This is a genomic window from Thermodesulfovibrio sp. 3907-1M, from assembly GCF_040450955.1.
Lineage (GTDB): Bacteria > Nitrospirota > Thermodesulfovibrionia > Thermodesulfovibrionales > Thermodesulfovibrionaceae > Thermodesulfovibrio > Thermodesulfovibrio autotrophicus.
In genome coordinates, this window is sequence record NZ_CP144373.1 from 1,392,960 (window position 1) to 1,414,594 (window position 21,635).

General features: G+C 36.0%; 19 protein-coding genes. All 19 read left to right on the top strand.

Annotated features, from left to right (window positions below):
* Positions 1-3: 3 nt before the first annotated feature.
* Entirely contained in the window at positions 4-327 is a 324-nt protein-coding gene (locus tag V4D30_RS07225; RefSeq protein WP_353683652.1) for a hypothetical protein, read from the top strand.
* Entirely contained in the window at positions 324-1,763 is a 1,440-nt protein-coding gene (locus tag V4D30_RS07230; protein ID WP_353683653.1) for a hypothetical protein, read from the top strand. The genes V4D30_RS07225 and V4D30_RS07230 overlap by 4 nt, the downstream gene beginning before the upstream one ends.
* A gap of 8 nt (positions 1,764-1,771) precedes the next feature.
* Positions 1,772-2,338, top strand: a complete 567-nt coding sequence (locus V4D30_RS07235) for a hypothetical protein (protein WP_353683654.1) — start codon at positions 1,772-1,774, stop codon at positions 2,336-2,338.
* Between the two features lie 3 nt (positions 2,339-2,341).
* Positions 2,342-2,737 (top strand): zinc ribbon domain-containing protein, encoded by a 396-nt coding sequence (locus V4D30_RS07240; RefSeq protein ID WP_353683655.1) that lies wholly within the window; start codon positions 2,342-2,344, stop codon positions 2,735-2,737.
* Positions 2,738-2,765: 28 nt separating this feature from the next.
* Entirely contained in the window at positions 2,766-3,986 is a 1,221-nt protein-coding gene (locus tag V4D30_RS07245; protein WP_353683656.1) for a serpin family protein, read from the top strand.
* Positions 3,973-6,000, top strand: coding sequence for a hypothetical protein (locus V4D30_RS07250; protein ID WP_353683657.1), 2,028 nt, complete (start codon positions 3,973-3,975; stop codon positions 5,998-6,000). Before V4D30_RS07245 ends, V4D30_RS07250 begins: the two co-directional genes overlap by 14 nt.
* Positions 6,001-6,011: 11 nt before the next feature.
* Positions 6,012-7,040, top strand: coding sequence for a hypothetical protein (locus V4D30_RS07255; RefSeq protein ID WP_353683658.1), 1,029 nt, complete (start codon positions 6,012-6,014; stop codon positions 7,038-7,040).
* 18 nt (positions 7,041-7,058) lie between these two features.
* Entirely contained in the window at positions 7,059-7,310 is a 252-nt protein-coding gene (locus V4D30_RS07260) for a hypothetical protein (RefSeq protein ID WP_353683659.1), read from the top strand.
* 349 nt (positions 7,311-7,659) lie between these two features.
* A complete protein-coding gene (locus V4D30_RS07265) occupies positions 7,660-9,579 on the top strand; it encodes a PDZ domain-containing protein (protein ID WP_353683660.1) in 1,920 nt (639 codons plus the stop codon).
* 139 nt (positions 9,580-9,718) lie between these two features.
* On the top strand, positions 9,719-12,280 hold the full coding sequence (locus V4D30_RS07270; protein ID WP_353683661.1) for a caspase family protein: 2,562 nt from the start codon (positions 9,719-9,721) through the stop codon (positions 12,278-12,280).
* A gap of 115 nt (positions 12,281-12,395) precedes the next feature.
* A complete protein-coding gene (locus V4D30_RS07275) occupies positions 12,396-13,241 on the top strand; it encodes a DUF4384 domain-containing protein (protein WP_353683662.1) in 846 nt (281 codons plus the stop codon).
* 45 nt (positions 13,242-13,286) lie between these two features.
* On the top strand, positions 13,287-13,529 hold the full coding sequence (locus tag V4D30_RS07280; protein WP_353683663.1) for a conotoxin: 243 nt from the start codon (positions 13,287-13,289) through the stop codon (positions 13,527-13,529).
* A gap of 381 nt (positions 13,530-13,910) precedes the next feature.
* Complete coding sequence (locus V4D30_RS07285; RefSeq protein ID WP_353683664.1) at positions 13,911-15,539, top strand: transglutaminase-like domain-containing protein; 1,629 nt, start codon at positions 13,911-13,913, stop codon at positions 15,537-15,539.
* On the top strand, positions 15,539-16,210 hold the full coding sequence (locus V4D30_RS07290; RefSeq protein WP_353683665.1) for an ABC transporter permease: 672 nt from the start codon (positions 15,539-15,541) through the stop codon (positions 16,208-16,210). Before V4D30_RS07285 ends, V4D30_RS07290 begins: the two co-directional genes overlap by 1 nt.
* Positions 16,207-16,836 (top strand): ATP-binding cassette domain-containing protein, encoded by a 630-nt coding sequence (locus tag V4D30_RS07295; protein ID WP_353683666.1) that lies wholly within the window; start codon positions 16,207-16,209, stop codon positions 16,834-16,836. The genes V4D30_RS07290 and V4D30_RS07295 overlap by 4 nt, the downstream gene beginning before the upstream one ends.
* On the top strand, positions 16,823-17,713 hold the full coding sequence (locus tag V4D30_RS07300; RefSeq protein ID WP_353683667.1) for an MlaD family protein: 891 nt from the start codon (positions 16,823-16,825) through the stop codon (positions 17,711-17,713). The genes V4D30_RS07295 and V4D30_RS07300 overlap by 14 nt, the downstream gene beginning before the upstream one ends.
* Positions 17,703-18,506 carry a tetratricopeptide repeat protein gene (locus V4D30_RS07305; protein ID WP_353683668.1) on the top strand — a complete coding sequence of 268 codons (804 nt, stop codon included), beginning with the start codon at positions 17,703-17,705 and terminating at the stop codon, positions 18,504-18,506. Before V4D30_RS07300 ends, V4D30_RS07305 begins: the two co-directional genes overlap by 11 nt.
* Positions 18,507-18,522: 16 nt before the next feature.
* The gene (locus V4D30_RS07310) at positions 18,523-19,566 is read left to right on the top strand and encodes a FecR domain-containing protein (RefSeq protein ID WP_353683669.1); all 1,044 of its coding nucleotides are present in this window, start codon (positions 18,523-18,525) and stop codon (positions 19,564-19,566) included.
* Positions 19,556-21,631, top strand: coding sequence for an adenylate/guanylate cyclase domain-containing protein (locus tag V4D30_RS07315; RefSeq protein WP_353683670.1), 2,076 nt, complete (start codon positions 19,556-19,558; stop codon positions 21,629-21,631). The genes V4D30_RS07310 and V4D30_RS07315 overlap by 11 nt, the downstream gene beginning before the upstream one ends.
* Positions 21,632-21,635: the final 4 nt, after the last annotated feature.

The window sequence follows — 21,635 nt, forward strand, 5'->3', positions numbered from 1 at the left end:
AAAATGATTGGTTTACCGGAATTGATATTGCTAATTTATCTTATTTCAGTGGCATTCTGGATTGCAGGAATCGTGGTTGCAATTAGGATAAAGCAGAAGAAGGCTTTTTACATTCCTCTTGCCGTGTTGTCCTTACCAGTGTTAATGTTTTTAAACAGAGTATTGAGCATCTTTTTAATCAAAAATCAGATAGTATCAACCTTCAAAAGCAGCGTGATTGCATTTGCCATAAGCAGTTTTGTGATCTGTGCACTGCAAATCTCAATATTTTTCTACATGAAAAAAATCAAAAACAGAACAGTTAAGGCAAAAGAGGCAGAAAAATGAGAAAAATTTATACTTTGCTAATAGCAGGAATATTAATTTTTCTTTCAACTAAGGCTATTGCTGCCGAGGAGTTGATTAAAGAGGAGACAATAAAAAATTTCACTTATCATCTGCTTTATTCAGATAAAACTGTTATGCTGAAAAACGGAGAATATGAAGCTCCACTGAGACCAGGCAATGAAAAAGATTTAAAAAACTTTGTTAAAGTAAAGCTTGTAAAATATCTGACAGTAAACTCATCTGAAGTTGGACCATTTGCTGTGGTAATACTGGTTGAGAATGAAGGTGGAAGCGGTTTTTTCTATGAGATTACCGCAATTGTTAAAGAAGAAGATAAAATAGTTCAGACAAACTCTATTGAACTTGGAGATAGAGTTGAAATAAAAGACTTAAACTTTATTAAAGGTTATTCTTTCCCTCTTGCTGGAGCTAAGAGAAGTTCAATCTTGCTTACGCTTCTAACTCACAAAGAAAGTGATCCATCCTGCTGTCCATCAAAACTTGAAAAAAGATGTTTTACTCTTGTAAGAGATGAGGCCAAAAAGATTAAGTTATTATTCTGCGAAGAAGCGGATGAAAAATATCCTATCCCTATTGTTAAAAAACCTGCAATTTATCTTTATCCTGAAAAAACAGAGAAGGTTGAAGTAGCTCTTAAACCAAATGGTATTATAACAAGGACAATCCCAGAATACAAAGATAAATGGATTGTGACTGCTAATCCAGATGGCTTAATAGACGGTAAGTATCAATATCTTTTTTATGAAGTAAAGCTGCATAAGCCTGTTGTCCCACCTGGGGAAGGATGGGTAGTTTATAAGAAAGATCTATCCAGCTGGTTTGATAGATACCTTCCAAAACTGGGCTTAAATAGCAGAGAAATTAAGGATTTCAAAGATTACTGGCTTAAAGAACTTCAGAAACATCCATTTGATTACTACGAGATAAAACTTTTGAACATTGATTTTTTATCAAAAAACCTGCAAGTTAAAATAAATCCAGAGCCTGACACATTTATAAGAGTTATCTTTAATTTCAAAGCTGGTTCTGGTGCTCCACAAACTTTAAAAGAGCCTGCTATTAAAACGCCTGAAAGAAAAGGTTTTACAGTAGTAGAGTGGGGTGGAATTGTGGAGAAATCATCATTAAACGATCCAGATTATTTTGATATAGGAGGCTATGAGATTAGAGAAAGAACTACCATAGAAAATGAAAAAAACATATATCATGCCTTATCAGAAGTTGTAATGAAGATAAGAAAGGATGTTAAAAATGCAACAACTTACTCTATACTCAAGGAGATTAACAGGTATAAACAGCGAAAAGATGAGGAAAAAGTTAAGCAATTAGAGGCTGAGCTTGAAAAAATCAAGAAGATAGATAATAAAGGAGAAAAAGGATATGTTATCAAGGAGCCTGAAAGGATGAAGCCATAGAGGTTTTTGTGAAAAAGGTTTTTGTAACTATACTATTAATGTTTTTTCTTCAGTCCTGCTCATGGACAACAGAGTTCTTTGTGCTTAATAGCTCAAAAGATCAAATAGTGGTTACTTTTAAATATCCAGTAGAACCTGAAAGGACAACCCCCTATCTTGAAAGATTGAAAAAGAAAAATCCGGAACTTTATGAAAAAATCAAACCCACACCTTGCAAGTTTGAAAAAGAAATAAAAAACAACTGTTTTCCAAAGATATGTGATGAAAATTTTGAAAACTGCAGATTATTGCAGTCTGATGAATTCATCTACAATCAAGATGAATGCTTTGTAGAAGTAGTATTAAAACCCAACCAGTCTATCAAATTATTTGAAATTTGCTGTAGTTATACTGGCACAGCCGAAGAAACAGCTAAAGAAAAAGACGATGGCAAGTCTATTGCTGATGCCATCAATGTTATGAGCCTTGCCATCAAATCATCTGATGAGACAGAGGTTTACAAAGGGATTAAACTCATGAGGGCGTTTAAAAAGATTGATAAGACTTTATATGTAATAGAATATAAGGGGGGGTAAGCCATGAAACAGGTAATGCCAGGCCGAGTGCCGTCTAAAATAGGTTTTGCGGGGTCAATCGTATTTATAATTTTAGCACTATTGATGCTGATACTTATCAATTCCCAATTTTCTGAACACGGTGAGGGTGGGACTTTTATTCATCTTGTTTTTATGCTGGTTGGCGTTGTAATAGTAGTGGGTGGAATTGGAAGTGCAATTTATTCCTATAAAAATGCATTCAGTGAAAAAAGAATTTCTGAATACGATATTGTTGAACAATCAGAAGAAGATGAATCTATTAAAGGGGTAAGGAATGAAAAAAGCGATAGAGGCTCTACAAATTATTGTCCCTACTGTGGAAATCCAGTAAAGGAGACATTCTTATTTTGCCCTAACTGTGGGGAAAGGATTAAATAAAAATCTCTGGAGGTATGTCGTGGGTAATGTGTCTAAATATTTTATTACAGCAATTATTCTGATGATGGTTTTTATTTCTACCCCCCTTCCCTGTAAGGCTGAGGACATTCCAGATGCAAACAATAGATTTACCTTTGAAATCTACCAAAAGCTCACACATGGTAAAGAGGATAAAAATCTATTCTTCTCGCCTTTCAGTATAATCTCTGCCATGGTTATGACCTATGAAGGAGCAAGGGGGCAGACAAAAGAAGAGATGGAAAAAGTCTTTCATTTCCCTGTGGACGATAAGGCTCGTAGAGAGGGATTTCTCAAATTAATTAATGAGATAAATAAAAAGGACAAAAAATACGAACTCCACACTGCTAATGCCCTCTGGGCTGAAAAGAGTTATAAATTTTTAGAAGATTATCTTAAAACAGTGGAAAGATATTACCATGGAAAGGCAACTAATGTTGGATTTATTGATCCATCAGAGAGGGAACAGGCAGTATCAATGATAAATAGCTGGGTTTTGGGGCATACAAATGGTAAAATCAAGGATATAATAAAACCGCAAGCAGTATCTCAGGATACAAGGCTCATCCTTACAAATGCGATATACTTTAAAGGTAAATGGAAGCTCCAGTTTGATAAAAAATTAACAAAAGATGATGACTTCAAGGTTACGGCAGATAAAAAGATAAAAGTGCCAATGATGAGAATGGCTATGAAAGGGTTTAATGACTACCCTGAGTTTAACTATGCTGAAACAGATGAACTGCAAGCCCTTGAACTTCCCTATGAAGGAGAAGAACTCTCCATGCTGATATTGCTTCCAAAGGGAAATCTGGAGAACTTGGAAAAGACTTTAAGCTATGAAAAAATAGAGGGGATAAAAAGAAGTTTAAGTTTAAGGCTTGTAGAATTATACCTGCCGAGGTTTAAGTTTGAAACAGAATACTCACTCAACTCAGTTTTTGCTGAAATGGGAATGCCAACTGCCTTTTCTAATTTTGCTGACTTTTCAGGCATGGATGGCACAAAGAAGCTCAAAATAGATAAAGTAATCCATAAGGCATTTGTAGAGGTCAATGAAGAAGGCACAGAGGCAGCGGCAGCAACTGCTGTGGTTATGGTAACTAAATCAGCTTTAAATGAGCCGAAAAAACCAGTTGTATTTCGTGCAGACCATCCGTTTATCTTCATAATCCAGCACAACAAAACTGGTGCAATACTATTTATCGGGAGGGTTTATGAACCTAAATGATTGGATAGGCAGAATAAAAAAACCTGTTTTTATTGAAACGATTTTATGGTTTTGTATGATGTTATGTATTTTTTTAGGATTTGGTTTTACAGTGGCCTTTGCCTCTGAACCTGTGGTCATTACTGCAGATGGTGAATATGTTATGGGTAATGGGGAGACAATGGAGGTGGCAGAGGAAAGAGCGAAAAAGGCAGCGATACAGAAAGCGGCAGAGCAGGCGGGTGCATATGTAAAAAGCTATACAAAGGTTAAGAATCTTGCCCTTGAAAGCGATGTTATTGAGGTCATTGCCAATCACTCAATGAAAGTAGAAGTCATTGAAAAGAAAAAGTCAGTGCTCGGTGATGTGGATGCAATAAGGTTTTATGTGAAGATAAAAGCAACCATGACCCAGGAAGAGATAGAGGCAAATCTTAAAAAAGTAAGAGAAGACCAGAGCATCGTAGAAGCTTATAACAGGCTTAAAGCAGAGTTTGAAAAACAGGATAAGGAAATGGCAAAACTTAAACGACAGCTTGAATTTGCAACAGCTGGAGATAAACAAAAAATAGCTAAACTCATCTCCGAAGAGGAAAAAAAATACAAGGCAAACCTCTGGCTTGAAAGGGCTCAGGAAGTTTGGGATACCGATGAAAAGTTAAAAGCCTATGAAAAAGCCTTAGAATTCAATCCAGATTTGCCTCAGGCTTACCTTGGTATTGCAAAAGCCATGATAGATAAACACATAGGCGAACCATCCAGTGACAAAGAGAGAGAAGATAAACTTGATGCTTTAAGAGATGCTGTAGAAAGTATAAACAGAGCAATAGCGCTTGATGAAAACTATGCAGATGCTTATGCCCTTCGGGCAGATACACTTCACAAAATAAAATGGATGGAGAATCAGGATGAAAATAAAAAGGACTACGATGAGAGGATATTAAAAGATATAAGCAGGGCATTGGCGTTAAACGCCTCGAATAAAGGTGATTTGTATTATCTTAGGGCTTCAATATATCTGGAGGAACTACATGATGCTGAATTAGAACAGGCTAAAACAGACCAGTATAACTACGAAGTAATAGAAGATTACCTCAATAAAGCATTAAAAGAGATAGACATGGCTGTTTCTCTTTGTAAAGAAGAAGACTTAGCCTGTCTTGCTGAAAATTATAGAAAGAAAGCATCTGCATATAGTGTAGCAAGGGCTTATTATATAAGGCGTGGTAATAAAAAAAGAGAAAAAGTATTTGAAGATTTAAGAAATAAATTTATCGCCAAGGCAGAAGAAGTAGAAAAAAGGGAAGAGGCTAAATTAGATGAAACAATATCTAAAGAAGAGGCGTTATTCTCTCAATATGTCAAATCAGAATATGGCAAAATTGAATACTACCTATTTGGGGGAGGTTGGGAAGAGAGGGTAGCGGGTGTTTCCTTCAAAGAGATGAGGCAAAAAAGCGAGGATGAACGGGAGAAAAAAGGTAAAGAACTAATCTCAAAACTTGAAAAGAAGATTTCTTCAGGAACTGCATCTGCAGAAGAGTATCTTTTTATGTCTTATAGAGTAGAGCCTCCCTTAAAGGAGGAATATTTCAAAAAAGGTATATCTCTTCTGGAAAAAAGAAATCCTCAAGGGATTGATTTACTTTTGCTTGTGTATCTTTATCTTTCCCATGGAGGAAATTATGATGTTCAACTAAGTTATTTAAGCAAAGCGAAAAAAATTGTGGATAAAAATCTTTCACAGGCACAAAAGGCATTGAGCATAAATGAAGTTATTTCTTTGTCATCAGAGATGGAAAAGGCAAAAAGTGACACAGATAGAGCTGATGTTACCAAAAAACTTGCTAAACTCAACAAAGAACAGGCAGAAGCCTTTTATTGGTTTGCTTTTGCAGCACAGATTTCAAATCAGAAAGCTGAGATTTATGAGAGGCTGGATTTGCCCCAAAAGGCAAGGGAAGAATATCTCTATTTATGCAATACTTTCAAAGACGACAGGGCTTGTAAAAATGCAGAAAGATTAAAAAAATAAAGGAGAAAACAATGAATAAAAAATTAATTGCAACTATATTTTTTCTGCTGATTTTATCTCCCTCTTTATTATTTGCAGACAAAGGACATTTCTGGTGGGATGATGCAAGTTTGAGTGAGGATTCTCAGAAGGCAATCATATTTCACAACAAAGAAGAAGAGGTGCTTATTCTCGGGACAGAACTTAAAGCAGACAAGGAAACAGGGGTTTTAGAATTTATTCCCTTTCCTTCAGAACCAGCGGTAAGCCTTGCTAAGGGGAATCCATTTGAAGCGATAAATAAGCTTTTGAGAATTAAAAGGATAGAGTTTGAAGGACCAATTACAAAAGGTGGTGCGGGGACTGAGCCTGTTGAGATAAGATTAAGCCAGAAGATAGGGCTTCATGATGTAACAGTGATAAAGATAAATGATATAAATGGTTTTAATAACTGGGTCATTGATTTTCTTGATAAAAAAGGAATTAAAAAGATTGAGCTCAAAGCCCTTAAGAATTTTTCAGCTATTGCAGAGGATTATATAAAAAGAGGCATTCAATACTTTGTCTTTGACTATGTTGAAGTAAAGAAGACACCGAGGTTTATAGAGCCATTAATCTACAGGTTTAAAACAGACAAACTATATTATCCATTGAAGACTTCAAACATAATAGGCGGATTTGGAAGAATTGAGCTTGTGCTCATACTTCCAGGAAGTCTTGGAATAAATGAAAATGAGCGAATAAAGATAATTGAAGCATTCCCAGAAAAACGCAGACCTGAATTAAGCACCACATCAAAGGTTTATCTGAAGGAACTCAAGCCCATTTATGAAAAGGCAGATGAGATTTTCACAGAAAAAAGCAAAATCTATCTTCAGATGCTTCGTTATGAAGGAGCTTATAAGTTCAGAGATGATTTGAACATTGATATATCAAATATTGCACCTTATGCAAGGAAGGTAGAAAGAGGTTGGGGATATGAACCGAACTTTCTTGATGATTTTACACTTGATGAGCTTAATGATTATTTTGAAGCCCATCCAGAGCTAAGAAAGAAATAAATTTGACGGAGGTGTATTATGAGAAAGTTATTAGCCTTTATGTTAGTAGTGAGTTTTTTTCTTGCAAATCAGGTATTTGCACGCTCTGCTTTTGAAGAAGCTGTGGATACGGCAATTGAAAGCAAAAAGGCAGAACAGGAAAACAGAAGAAGTAGCTTCCCAGGTCCAGCACAGCCCCAGCAGGAAAGGGAAAATTTTTTAAAAGATATTAACGAGAAAATCCCAACTCCTACTCCAAAGATAGAAAAGGAAGGGGGTTCAGAAAGGTAAAGTATAGAGTGTAAATAAAGTATAATCTGCATATTAAATTAAAACAAAAGGAGGTATATCATGAGAAAGTTACAAAAACTTTTAATTGTGATAGTTTTGCTTCTGTGCAGCATGGTTAATCTGTATGCTGGAGAGGATAAAGCCATAAAGCAATCAGTCCAAAACATTTATTCAGAAAGGTTTGACTATACTAATGAAATGAAAGATAACTTACTATGCTGGAATTGCAGACCCGACAATTTCTGCAGAAATGCAATGACCTGTTGTAATTGTGAATGTGAAGATAAATCTTGTTATGATGAAGTAAGATGTTGTAAATGTAAAGAGAAGTAAAAGGTGAGGATAAGTCATGAAAAAGATTTTTATATCCATTTTTTTTCTTCTCATCACCTCCATCTATGCGAAGGCGGAGATTGAAAAATACAGCTGTGTAGAAGTTAAAACAGACCTTGCAGGAAACAAAGTCCAATACGGCATAAACAAAGAAAACTATGCTGAGTTTGAGATTAAAGATTGTGTTTTGGAAAACTTAAAAATCCATGTAAAAAATAGAAGTATAATTTACAAACAATCACGAAGAATTATTGAAGACGGAAGGATAGAGAAAAATGACCTTTTTGCGATTGAATGTTCTCAACCTTTTCCTGAAGATGCTGATTTAACAGATTACGAAGGGATAAATTTTAACTTCTATCGCGGGAAAATCACTCCATTGATAAATCCTGAATATCCTCTTTATCCAACCTTAAAACAAACTGCAGAAAAGCTGAATCTTGAGACTCCGCATAGAACCTTTATTACATTCAGCGGGCTTGGAGGGGCTTCTCATGAATTTTTCTGTTATATTGACAAAAAACCTTCAACAAAGCCTTTGCAGGATAAATGCCTGTATACTTTTGATGAAGTTCTCGATATACACGAAAAGAATAAAAATACGGTGGCAATTGAAAACCTTGCAGAAAAGTATTTAAAGAGACTTGATTATGAAAAGGCAGAAAAGGCATACAAAAAGGCAGTGGAACTTTCTGATAAGAAAGACCTTGCACAACTTTTAAATTTCTATCTTGCCGCCAAGCAATACAATAAGGCAAAAGAAATCCTGCTAAAGGAGATTGAAAATTCACCGTATGACCCTTTATCATACATCTCTCTGGCAAATATCTATCTTTATGAGAGAGAATTAGATAAGGCAGAATATCTTGTTCAAAAAGCCCTAAATCTAAGATTTGACAATGGTCTTTACAAAGCCTATGGGATTTTAGGTGAGGTATATGTTGCAGAGAGAAATTATAACGATGCAGTTACCTCCTTTGAAAAGGCGATAAAGTTTCTAAAAGAGGAATGTGAGAGTGAAGGTTTATTAAATAAGTTCTTTTACAGGGGGGATGTTCCTCCTGTTGACTGCGAATATAAAATTCTACCATACCAGCTAAAGATAATCCATGCACTTATTGAGCTTGAAGACCTTGACAGGGCAGAAAAACTGTTGAATGGAATGATTGCTAAAAATCCCAATGAGCCGAGCATATACGGACATTTTGCCTATCTATACGCAAGCAAGGGAAACTTCAACAAAGCCTTAAAAATGGCTGACAAGGCAGTTTCATTGCTAAAATCGAGAGGTATAGGTGTAAACATTGTTAAGGGCGAGATTTATCCTCAGATTTTCTCTGTTAGAAAAAATAGCCCTGCTGAAAGGGGAGGTTTAAAGAAGGGAGATAAAATTATAAATATTGATGGAAAGGATTTAAGGCTTTTTAGAGAAAAAGGCGACATTGTTAAGATGCTTGTTGAATATATAAACAAAAATGATAAAATCAGATTAACAATCCACTCTGAAAACTCTACTGAATTAAAAAATGTAGAACTTATCCCACAGGAATTATTACAATCCAGTGCCTCACAGGTTCTGGCACTGAAGGCACTTATTTTACGATCAAAAGGAGATTACAGGGAATTTGAGGAGTTATCATTAAGGGCAGAGGAATTAAACCCTGAAGACAGATTGACCCTTACTGCTTTAGCCCTCGTCATGGCTCATAAAAAGAGATACAACGAGGCATTTGAGATTATGGAAAAATTAGAAAAAGGAGGTTCAGATAGCCTTACATTGCTCATAAAACCTCTCATTTATGCAAAATCAGGGCAGATTGATAAGGCAAAGGAACTTTATCAAGAAATTCATGAGGAACTGATAAAAACAAAAAATGCTCTTTATAAGAATTTCCTTGCAGAGTTAAAAAAGGCGTTGAAAAAAGATATAAAATAATTTGAAAAGTTAGCTGGAGATACATATGATTAGCAGAAAGGTTCTTTTATTTTTAGTTTGCTTGAATATATTTTGTGCGATTAGCATAAACCCCTCATATGCCGCTGAAAAGCCAGAGATTTTTGTGCAGTTGGGGCACTTGCAACCGGTTGCTATTCTTAATTTTTCTCAAGATGGTAGATATGTATTATCAGGTGATCAGACAGGAGTTAATATTTTAAAAATATGGAGTATAGAAACGGGTAAGTTGTTTAAAACATTTCAGTTCCCTCAAGGAATCAGTGACATGCCCACCGCAGCAATTTTATTACCAGATGCAAAGTCGCTTCTGGCTGTTTTTGTAGACAAAATTATACTTTTTGAAATACAAACTAACCAAGCTATAAAGATATTTAAATCGGAGATAACTGCTGATGAAATAGCCATTTATCCTAACAGTAAATATGCATTATTGTCATCCAAATTCCATAGGATGATTGCGCTTATAGATTTGGAGACAGGAGAATTATTATATAAGATATTACCCTCATGGATAGTGCCGATTAGTATCTCTAGTGACCTAAAAAATGCAGCAATAATTAACTATGATCCTTACAAAGGGCTTGATATTACTCTTACTCTTATAGATATAAAAACAGGTAAAACATTATGGAATTATGAATTGTCCGACACCCCTACATCTACCATAATTTCGTCAGAACTTAAAATTGTTTTGACAACAACAGAAAATAATTTTCTCCATATAATAGATTTGAAAACTGGCAAAAGAATTCAACTATATAAGATATCTGATCACAGTAAACTTATAAATGCTTATGGCAGATATGCATTAATAAAAACACCAAATTCAATAGAACTTTTGGATATTCGATCTGGGAGTCAATTAAGAAAAATAAATTCCAATGAAGAAATTAATTCTATTTCTCCTGATGGTAAATATTTTATAACTTCAGCAAATAATGTTTATTCCTCAGATAATTTAGAAAAAAAATTACAACTTCAAGGGCAGAAGTTTACCAAAGCTACATTTTATAAAGATTATCTTCTTACTGGTGATGAAGAAGGCAATATTATTCTTTGGGATATTTTTTCAGGTAAAGAAGTCAGAAAATTTAGTCCACTACACGCCAGACAACAATATGTAGTAAAAAAATTTGAAAAATATTTGGTAGCAGTTGCAAGTAAAAAATGGGTTATCTGGGATATTTATAATGGTTCACTTATTACTATGACAGAGTTTACAGACTTTATACGCCCGTATGTACCCAAAGATGCTTATAATAATGAAGGTCTAATAGTAGTGAGTGGAGAAGCAACATCTTTAAATAGTATATTTAAGGCAACAGTGGATGATGCCACAGGCATATTATCCCTTCGCGATGCCAAAACTAATAGTGAACTTGCCAAATTCATCCTGTTTACTGACGGTGAATGGATAGTTATTACTCCTGAAGGCTATTACAATGCCTCTCCCAACGGTGATAAGCATCTTAATGTCCGCATTGGCAACAATGTCTATGGCATTGAAAACTACCGTGAGACATTTTATCGTCCTGACCTTGTAAAGCTTGCGCTATCAGGAGGCTCGTTAAAGGACTTTAAGACATTGGCTGATGTAAAACAGCCTCCTGTGGTAGAGATAATTGATACTCCATCAACCACAGAGAAGGATGAGATAAGGGTTACCGTGAGGCTTACAGATGCTGGTGGTGGCATTGGGGATGTGAGGCTATATCTTAATGAGACAGCAGTGTTAGTTGACAGTGCAAGGGGGATAAAGATTACGCCAAAGCCCGGGGAGAAGGCGATTTATAAGACCTACATAGTAAAGCTCCTTAATGGTGAAAACATTATCAAGGCAGTTGCCTTTAATGGAGACAACACCATGCAGAGTAACCCTGCGGTGCATAAGGTAGTTGCCACACTTTCAATCAGAAAGCCCTCTATGTATGCAGTTGTCATAGGCATTAATGAATACAAAAACCCGAAGCTTCAGCTCAGATACGCAGTGGCGGATGCAAAGCTTTTTGCTGAGTCATTAAAACAGGTTGCCAAACCTTTATTTGAAAAGGTAGAGGTCAAACTTCTTGCAACAAAAGAGGAGACCACAAAGGAAAATATCAAAAAGACTCTTGAAGGTATGAAGACAGTAAACCCTGAAGATGTATTTGTCTTTTATGTGGCAAGCCACGGCACAGTGGATGAGGGAGAGTATTTTCTTATCACCTCAAATGTTGGTTCTTTAAGTACATTCAGGCTCAAGGAGGATGCCCTTACACAGACAGAGCTGAAAGAGCTCATAGCCAATGTGCCATCAACAAAGAAGCTCATAGTCATAGACACCTGCAATGCCGGGAAACTCGGTGAGGCGCTTCAGATGGCGATGCTTACAAGGGGAATGAGTGAGGAGACAGCAATGAAGATACTCAGTCGTGCTGTGGGCTCAACGATACTCAGTGCATCAACATCTTTGCAGGAAGCGATGGAAGGCTATCAGGGGCACGGGCTCTTTACCTATGTACTTACAGAAGGATTGAAGGGTAAGGCAGACACAGACAGGGATGGGTTTATCAGGACCCTTGAGATAGCAAGCTATGTGGACAGTGAGGTGCCAGCACTGGCAGAGAAGGTCTTCAAGCGTGCCCAGTATCCAACAGCCACACCAAGCGGACAGGCATTCCCCATATGCAAGGTGAGGTGATTCAAGATTCAAAATTCAAAGTTTAAAGTTCAAAAAGATTCAAAAGTGAAAATTACCTTGAAAACTTCTTAATAAGAGCTTATAATTTGATTAGCCAAAGAAGAAGGAGGTTACAATGAGGATTAAACTCTTTATAGTAATAATACTGCCAGTTCTTTTTACTTCATATCTTTACGGAGCTCAGTCCACAATTACAGAATCAGAAGGTTATGCCTGTATGAGTGAGGACAGGACAAAACGCCAGACAGAGGAGACTGCCCTTCAGGATGCAAAGAGAAAGGCAATTGAGCAGGTATCAACATACATTCAAGTAGAAACACAGGTTAAGGATTTTGAACTTCAGAATGACATTATTAAAGCCTATGCAAATGCAAAGGTAAGGGTGATTGATTCTCAGGCAAAATGGGACACTGGACCACCAAAGGTAGGAGACTGTTACAGAATTAAAATTAAGGCAGAGGTGATCCCTGATGAAGAGGCTATGAAGAGACTCTCTCAGGCAAAGGAACTTGATGACCCTTCTGCTCCACTTAAAGTTCAGCTCTGGACAGATAAAAAGGAGTATCACGCTGGTGAGAGAATTAAAATTTTCCTCAGAGGTAACAAGCCCTTTTATGCAAGAGTTGTTTACAGACAAGCAGATGGAAGCCTTGTTCAGATTCTTCCAAATCCTTACAGAAAAGACAACTACTTTCAAGGAGGAGTTGTTTATGAGATTCCTTCAGGTCCTGACAGGTTTGAACTTGAGGTGACACCACCCTTTGGAGAGGAAAGCATCATTGTTTATGCCAGCACAGGTGAGCTGGGGACAGTTGATCTTGAACCAGCTGGAGGGGTTTATAAGATACGAACAAAGCTTGATGAAATTGCTGATAAAACAAGAGGAGTCCAGATTATTGAGAAAGGACAGAGCAAAGCAACAGAGTTTTTTGAGATAAAACTTAATGTTCAGACAAAATAGTGAGCTCCTTGAGGAGCTTAAATTAAAAACAGAGGAGGTTAGAAAATGGTAAGAAAACTTTTTCTGATTGCTGTCTGCTTTGTGGTATTTGTTATTTCTGGATTTGCAGTTACACAAAATCAAGATACTGCCACAGCTTCTCAAAGAGTTGATTACTGCCTTGCAATGAATTCAGATGGAAAAATTGAAACAATGATAGCTGTCAAACCATGCACACCATCAGGCTGGTGGTGCACCTCTAATAGCCAGTGCTGCAGTGGCAGATGCACAAACAATGTATGTGATTAGATGATGTTCTTTGTCATTCAGAGGGCTTGTCCCGAGCCGAAGGCGAGGGATCTCCTTGTGACAGCGAAAAAAGCGGAGGAGATTCCTCGCTTCGCTCGGAATGACAAAAAAGGGTAAACAAGGAATGACAAAGAAGGGTAAAAAAGGAATGACAAAGAAGGGTAAAAAAGGAGGAGATTCCTCGTTGCTAACGCTCCTCGGAATCACAAAGTAAAGGGCAGGAATGACAAAGTAAAGGAACAGAATAACAAAGAAAAAGACCAGAATGACAAAGTAAAAGAGACTTGGAATGAAAAAGTAAGGGTTGCTTTAACAAGAAAAAAAGCGTTGTAGAATGGTAGAAAAATTTGACATTGTAAAAGGAATACATTAGAAAAAGTCATGAGAAAAATTTTGATAGTTTATAAAATTCTGATACTATTTTTTATAGTTTTCCTCTGCCCTTCTGCATTCTCAAAAACTCTTATTCTTGAAGGAAGTCTTCAAAGCAGGATAAAGGTAACCCAGCAGATGCGATTTGATGTACCAGAGCCTCTTGAAACACTGAGTTTCAAATTTGCTCTTCCAAAGAATTTCTTAAATAAATTCATGTCCCAGAAAATCCAGAATCTTGATATAAAAATTGAGCCAGAGCCAGAAAAATTTGAAACAGTAACTGACAGGTATGAAAATCACTGGGGCATTGCAAGCTGGAAAAATCTCACAAAATCAGTGAAAGTAATAGTTACCTTTGAAGCTTTTGTTGGCTCAGAGCTTAAAGCAGAAAACTCATTAGCAGAGTTTCCTCTAAAAAGCATTCCTGAATCTGAAAGACTTTTTCTCAAATCAACAGAGCTCGTGCAGTCTGAACATCCTGAAATCATAAAGCTTACACAGGAGCTTACAAAAGATGCTCAAACAGAATATGAAGCAGTTACAAGGATTCTCAACTGGGTTGTTGACCACATAAAATACACCTACAATCCACCTCAGTTTGATGCCCTATGGACACTTAAAACAGGTAAGGGAAACTGTCAGAACTTTGCCCACATTGCAATAGCACTTCTTAGAGCATCTGGAATTCCATCAAGAGTTGTGGGAGGACTCACTTTGAAGGAACAGTGGAAGATTCCAATGGGAAAAAGCTTTCTTGTTCAGAGCATGGGACAGGGAGGACATGCATGGATAGAGATTTATTTCCCTGATCTTGGATGGCTGAGCTATGACCCCCAACAGTCAAAACAGTTTACATCAACAAGGCACATAAAGCAAACTCACGCTCTTGAATCAGACGAGGTGAATGATACATGGAAAGCTTATCCTTACCTGCCTGCATATACTGAAACAATCAATGCACAGTTTCTCTTTGACAGAATTAATATATCACCAAAAGCTTCAGAGAATTATCCAAAAGCCTATCTTTTAAGCAACAAAATGATAGTTAAAAGAGAGATAGTGGAAAAGCCACCTCCTCCGCCGCCACCTCCACTATTACCAAAAGAAAAGGTATTTGAATTCGGAAATATGGATTTCCCTAATCTCGTTGAGCTATATCAGATTTCTGGAGACAGAGCAATGAAAATACTTGATAGGGAAACAGCAGAGTATGTTACTTCAAAATACATCTATGCTCAGGCATTCAGAGTTGACGAACTTGTAGAGATTGAAAAAATATCCCTTGCAATGAGAAAATTCGGTGGTGATGGGACTATTTATATTGATCTCGTATATGATGAAAACAGTAAGCCAGGGCTTAAAGGATTCAGGTCAAATCCTGTATTTCTTGAAAACATTCAAAAAAGACCGGGCTATTACTGGATTGATTTTACATTCCCAGATAAGGTAATTATAGAAAAGGGAAGATACTGGATAGTGCTTAGGCATTCTGGAGATGTTATAATAAACTGGTTTTTCATACCGGGGAATCCCTATGGAGATGCTGATGATACCCGTTCAACTCTTAAAGGATACAGCTGGGAAGATATTTTAAACTATGACTTTGTATTTAAAGTAAGGGCAAAAAGACAGTAATGTCACCTGTTAAAGAAGTTCTTTTAAGACAGATATACTTTACAGGAATTCAGGCAGTTGTTGCAGTAACAATTTCAGGATTGCTGATAGGCTTTGTTATAGTTCTTCAGACAGCTTCAATAGCTGGAGCAGGCTCAAGCAATATGATTGGTAAAATACTTTTATGGCTCGTTTTAAAAGAAATTGCTCCATTTTTTACAGGACTCATAATTCTCACAAGAAGTGGCTCTGCTATTGCAACAGAGCTTGCAACAATGAAACTTGGCAGAGAAATTGAGTATCTTGAAGCAATGGGAATAAAACCTGAAGTTTATTTAATAAAACCCCGGCTTTACGGAATTATGTGTTCTGCTATTGTTCTTTCTGTATATTTTCAGCTTACAGCCATTTTTGGAGGCATTTTTCTTGCAACCCTTATAAGTGGGATTTCTTTTTCAGATTACGGAGATGCTATTGTATCACAGTTTTCCTTTAAAGAAGTTGTCATATCTTTTATAAAGTCTTTTGTTTTTGGATTTGCTATTTCTCTAATCTGTATTTGGCAGGGACTCTCTGTCGTAAAAAGTCCAACTGAAGTGCCCCAGATAGCAACAAAAGCTGTTACTGGAAGTCTTTTTTCATTGTTTCTGATTGATGTTATAATGGACTTTATTGCGAAAATTATTGAATGATAAAAGCCTTTGATTTAACTGGTGAATTTATTAAAAGAGAAATGAACTTTGAGATTAAAAAAGGTTCAAAAACTGTTTTTATTTTTGAAAAGGAAGAGCAGGGAAGTGAGTTTTTAAAACTCATTACAGGTATTAAAAATCCTGAAAAAGGAGAGATTATCTTCATGGGAAAAAACCTGAAAGAAACAACAAGAGATGACCTTTTTGAATTAAGAAGAAAAACAGGCATTGTTTTCAAAACAGGAGGACTTATAAGCAATTTAAAGGCATGGGAAAATTTAATACTTCCTGCTGTTTATCATAAAGTGGATGATGAGGAAAAAATTATTAAAAGAGGGATGGAATTACTTAAAAAACTTGAATTTAAAAAAGAACCAATGAGTGCTATAGCAGAGCTTACAAATTTTGAAAAAAGGATCATTGCAATTGCAAGGGCAGTTTTAATGAATCCTGAGATTTTTATCTTTGAATATCCCTTTGATGGAGCTGAAGAATCAGAAAAAAAGTGGCTCATTGAGAAAATACAAGCGCTCACAGACAGTAGCACAATGCTTTACATTCTTGGTTCAGAAAGAGAAAGTTTATTAATTGAAAAGGCAGATGTAATTAAATATGCAGAAAATTAAACAGACAGATCCGAGATTTATTTTTCTCAAAGGTAAAGTTTTTTTATTTATTGCAATAGCTCTCATAGGAGTGAGCATCCTTCTTTTTTTCATTGCAAAACACAGAGGAGTATTTATAAAAACAGAAAACTTCTACTTCATTACAACAAAAGCAACAGGACTTTACAGTGGTATGCCTGTTAAACTATCAGGATTCAAAATTGGAAGAGTTAAAGATATGCAACTTCAGGATAATGGCTTTGTAAAAGTAATCCTTTCCATAGAAGAAAATCAAGCTAAATGGTTTAAGGAAGGCACAGTAGCAATTTTTGCCAAGGAGGGATTTATTGGCGAGTCTTACATTGCAATTTTACCTGGAGATGGAAAGCCTCTTAAGCCAGGGCAGTCAATAAAGTTTTTCAAGCAGACAGGGATTGAGGAGATTGCAGGAGAGCTCAAGGGCGAGATTTCCGATATTCTTCAGGGTATAAGGGAAACGATAAACTACATAAATGAACCCCAGGGTAATATTAAAAAAAGCATTGAAAACATTGAAAAAATATCCAGAAATTTAATAGAGACCACAGAGCAAATTAACAGATTACTTAAGGAACTGAACAGAAAAACTCCTGAGATAGCAGAAAAATCAGATAAAGCACTGCAGGAGCTTACAGAGCTTATAAAATCTCTGCAAAGGCTTTCTCAAGAGCTTAATGAAACAGCAAAAGTGATTAAGGGAGCAACAAAGGAGGATTTACCCATAATGGTTGAAAGAGCCAAAAAGAACATGCAAGATCTTGATGAGATACTGCAGAGCATAAAGGGACTTTGGCCCATAAGAGAGGGAATTAAACCACAGAAAATAAAGCCTGTAGAGGCAGATACCTATGAAAAATAAATTGAAAATTTCAGGAATAACTCTTTTATTCCTTTTCATAATTCAGGCATGCTATAAAGCTCCATTGGAGCAACCTTACAGAATAAAAGAACTGAATAGTTTAATTTTGCAGGCAAATAAAGCCTTTGAAAGAGGACAAAATGAAAGAGCAAAAAATCTTTACACAGAGGCTTTAAAAAAATCCCGTTTAATTCAGGATGACAATGCCACTGTTATAATTTTGATAAGTCTATCAAGGCTTTATACATCAGAAAAACAGATAAAGGAGGCTAAAAATTTTATTGATACAGCAGTAGAGCTTTCTAAAAGAGCATCTCTGCCAGAGGAAACAATTGAAGAGCTTGATTTTGAAAGGGCAAGAATAGGCTTTATTGTCAATGAGGATGTGGAAGAGTTTTTAAGAAAACTCACTCTTTCAGAGATCACCAGCATAAAGATAAAATCATTAAACCTTCTTGCAAGAGTCAGAATAAAACAAAATAAAAATGATGAGGCTGAAAAGTTACTCAATGAAGCTCTTGATATTAACCAGAAAATGAGCAGAGTTGAAGAGGCTAATTCATTAAGACTTCTTGGTATTGTTTACTTAGATAGGGATAAAAAAAGAGCAGAAGACTATTTTCTTAGAGCACTGGAGATTGACAAAGAACTGGCAATTCCGAAAAAAATAGCCCTTGATATGCAAACTCTTGCCATATTTTATGAAAAAATTGGTGACCAGGAGAAAGCAAAAGAATACCTTATGAGAGCCCATGAAATCTGGAATGGACTCGGCAAGGATGACATTGAATAAAAAGCAGGAGGTAATTATGAAGGCAGTAATTTTTGTTATTTTATCCATATTTTATTTATCAGCAGTTGCCTATGGAGCAGTTGGAGAGATTGAGAAAATTGAAGGCAATGTTTTTTACAGAGAGCACTCAGGTATTCCCTATAAAAAAGCAACAGCAGGGTTATTATTAAACTCTGGCTACTGGATAAAAACAGAGTCAAAAAGCTGGACAAACATAAAACTCATCGATGGAAGCAGATTTATCCTCTCTGATAACACAGAACTTGAGATTTCAGATTATCTGTTTGACAGAGGCAGAAAGAGCGGAGTTTTTTATGTAACTCAGGGTAAAATAAGAGCAACCGTTTTAAAACTTACAGGACAGACAACGAACTTCAGGGTAAAAACACCTACAGCAGTGGCAGGAATAAAAGGGACAGAATTTATGATGCTTGCAAAAGGACAGGCTAATGTATTTTTTGGTAACGAAAATACGGTCTACGTCTCAGGATATAATACAGTGGAAAAAACTCTTACCGCTGATACAATGGTTCAGAATACAAGAGGTCTTACACCCACAGAACCTGTAAAAGTGGAAGAAGGAACACTTCTTTATGATGCAAAGATAGGACTTTCACAGATTACAGGAGCAGCTCCACCGAAGGAGTGGGAGATTTCAGGTGAGTTGCCACATATAATAGCAAGGTGGAATATAAATTATGGGCATTATCTCGCCGATGCTGGTAGATATGAAGAAGCACTTTATGTGTTTCAGATAGCTCTTGACCTGAGTGATAATTCAGAAATAAGGGCAGATGCAAGACTTGAAAGAGGTGCTGTATACTCAAGATTTTTAAGAAATCCTGAGGCTGCGCTTTCTGAATATCTTCTTATTCTTGAGGAGTATCCAGAGACTCCTCAAAAAGAAACAGCTCTTTATCTTACAGCAATGACTCTTTATGAACTGAAGTTTAAAAAACAGGCAAAGCAAAGACTTACTCAGTATAAAAAGGAGTATCCTGATGGAAAATATTTGACAAATATAGAGACAATTCTGAAACTTCTGGACGATGAAAAGTAAACTTCTGATTTTTCTGTGCATTGGCTTTGTTTCAGCTTTCATTGTTTCTTTTTTATACATTTTAAAGATTGATTTTTTAACATCCTTTGACTTGAAACTTAAAGATGTAAGATTCCGTCTTAGGGGAAATCTTGAGCCTGACAGAAGGGTTTTAATTGTTGCTATAGATTCAAAAAGTATTGACAGACTTGGCAGATGGCCATGGGACAGAAAAATAATCGCAAAATTGATAGAAAATCTTAAAAAAGCAAAAGTCATTGCACTTGATATTGTTTTTTCAGAAGTCTCCAATCCTCAGGCTGACAGAATTCTCTCTGAAACAGTAAATAAAAATGCAGTTGTGGGATATTATTTCAGAGATGACGAAACATACATCAATCCCCGATCTTATGAAAATCTTAGAGAATCAAGAATAAAAATAATCAAGACAGAACAAGAAGTAAAAACCCTGCCAGTGCGAGAATTTGCCTATGCAGAGCTTAATATCCCCTCAATAAAAACCCAGGCAGGTTTTTTTAATATTTTTCCCGATAATGATGGAGTTTACAGAAAAATTGCGCTCCTTGCTCTATACAATGGAGAGCTTTATCCCCATCTTGCACTTAAAGCAGTTGCACAATTTAAAGAAGTTCCAGTCATTGTTGAAATAGCCCAGTATGGAATAAAAAGCATAAAAATTGGATATGAAACAGCGCCTGTTGATGAATCTGGCAGTCTTACTCTTAACTATTACGGAAAAGCTGGCACATTTAAAACAGTTTCAGCAGTTGATGTTATTGATGGAAATGTGCAGATTCCTGAGGACTCAATAATTTTTATTGGTGCTACAGAAATAGGAATTGCTGACATCCGTAGTACGCCAGTGGATCCTGTTATGCCGGGAGTTGAAATATCTGCAACCGCTGTTTCAAATATCCTGAAAAATCAGTATTTAATTTACAATGCATGGGTTACACTGGTTGATATTTTATTTATAACAGTGCCTGCAATTTTGCTGAGCTTTATTTTCATCAAAGTATCAAGAACTTTCCTTTCACTCACCATATTTATGGCTTTTTCGTTTTTAACATATTTTGTCAATCTTTTTATATTCAAAAACTACTTTTTGGATCTCTCTTTGATTTACCCTTTTGTTGCTCTTTCTTTGTGTTATGTGCTTTCAGAGGCATACAGAAACTTAATAATTGAGAAAAAAAGCAGATTTCTTAAAAAAGCCTTCTCAAGCTATGTCTCACCTGAAGTTGTTAACATAATAATGAAAAATCCTGATGCATTAAAGCTTGGTGGAGAAAAAAGAACAATAACTGTGCTTTTTTCAGATGTAAGAGGTTTTACTACAGTATCAGAGCAGCTTAAGCCTGAAAAACTCGTATTGCTTCTTAATAGTTATCTTGATCCAATGACGAAGATTGTTCTTAAACACAGAGGAATGCTTGATAAATACATAGGTGATGCCATAATGGCATTATATAACGCACCCGTGGAGTTTTCGGAACATGCTAAAGAAGCAGTCTTAACTGCTATTGAGATGACAAAAGAGCTTAAAAATTTAAATGAAAAGTTTATTCAATATGGATTTCCCGAAATAGATATTGGAATAGGAATAAATACAGGAGAGGCAGTAATAGGAAATATGGGTACAGATATGAGATTTGACTACACTGCCATTGGAGATACCGTAAATTTAGCATCAAGGCTTGAAGGATTAAATAAATTTTATGGAACAAGAATAATAATAAGTGAAAGCACCTTCAATGCTTTAAAACAGAAGAAAGAGTTTATTATAAGAGAACTTGATCTCATAAGAGTTAAAGGTAAAAAAGAGCCTGTAAAGATATATGAAGTTATAGAAAACCTTGCTTTTGAGCCTGCAATAAAAGATTTTGAAAAAGCTCTAAATCTTTACAGAAATTTCAGATTTAAGGAAGCGATCGAAATATTTAGCTATATTAAAGAAAAATTTAATGATAAAGCTTCATCTGTTTATGAAGAAAGATGCAAAGCCTATCTTCAGAATCCTCCTGCATCAGACTGGGATAAAGTTTACACTGCCAGAGAAAAGTAATACA

What these genes read in the sequence shown, in the direction of transcription:
- V4D30_RS07225 (WP_353683652.1), top strand. Translation starts at nt 4, where the DNA reads ATGATTGGTTTACCGGAATTGATATTGCTAATTTATCTTATTTCAGTG.
- V4D30_RS07230 (WP_353683653.1), top strand. Translation starts at nt 324, where the DNA reads ATGAGAAAAATTTATACTTTGCTAATAGCAGGAATATTAATTTTTCTT.
- V4D30_RS07240 (WP_353683655.1), top strand. Translation starts at nt 2,342, where the DNA reads ATGAAACAGGTAATGCCAGGCCGAGTGCCGTCTAAAATAGGTTTTGCG.
- V4D30_RS07250 (WP_353683657.1), top strand. Translation starts at nt 3,973, where the DNA reads ATGAACCTAAATGATTGGATAGGCAGAATAAAAAAACCTGTTTTTATT.
- V4D30_RS07255 (WP_353683658.1), top strand. Translation starts at nt 6,012, where the DNA reads ATGAATAAAAAATTAATTGCAACTATATTTTTTCTGCTGATTTTATCT.
- V4D30_RS07260 (WP_353683659.1), top strand. Translation starts at nt 7,059, where the DNA reads ATGAGAAAGTTATTAGCCTTTATGTTAGTAGTGAGTTTTTTTCTTGCA.
- V4D30_RS07265 (WP_353683660.1), top strand. Translation starts at nt 7,660, where the DNA reads ATGAAAAAGATTTTTATATCCATTTTTTTTCTTCTCATCACCTCCATC.
- V4D30_RS07275 (WP_353683662.1), top strand. Translation starts at nt 12,396, where the DNA reads ATGAGGATTAAACTCTTTATAGTAATAATACTGCCAGTTCTTTTTACT.
- V4D30_RS07280 (WP_353683663.1), top strand. Translation starts at nt 13,287, where the DNA reads ATGGTAAGAAAACTTTTTCTGATTGCTGTCTGCTTTGTGGTATTTGTT.
- V4D30_RS07285 (WP_353683664.1), top strand. Translation starts at nt 13,911, where the DNA reads ATGAGAAAAATTTTGATAGTTTATAAAATTCTGATACTATTTTTTATA.
- V4D30_RS07290 (WP_353683665.1), top strand. Translation starts at nt 15,539, where the DNA reads ATGTCACCTGTTAAAGAAGTTCTTTTAAGACAGATATACTTTACAGGA.
- V4D30_RS07295 (WP_353683666.1), top strand. Translation starts at nt 16,207, where the DNA reads ATGATAAAAGCCTTTGATTTAACTGGTGAATTTATTAAAAGAGAAATG.
- V4D30_RS07300 (WP_353683667.1), top strand. Translation starts at nt 16,823, where the DNA reads ATGCAGAAAATTAAACAGACAGATCCGAGATTTATTTTTCTCAAAGGT.
- V4D30_RS07305 (WP_353683668.1), top strand. Translation starts at nt 17,703, where the DNA reads ATGAAAAATAAATTGAAAATTTCAGGAATAACTCTTTTATTCCTTTTC.
- V4D30_RS07310 (WP_353683669.1), top strand. Translation starts at nt 18,523, where the DNA reads ATGAAGGCAGTAATTTTTGTTATTTTATCCATATTTTATTTATCAGCA.
- V4D30_RS07315 (WP_353683670.1), top strand. Translation starts at nt 19,556, where the DNA reads ATGAAAAGTAAACTTCTGATTTTTCTGTGCATTGGCTTTGTTTCAGCT.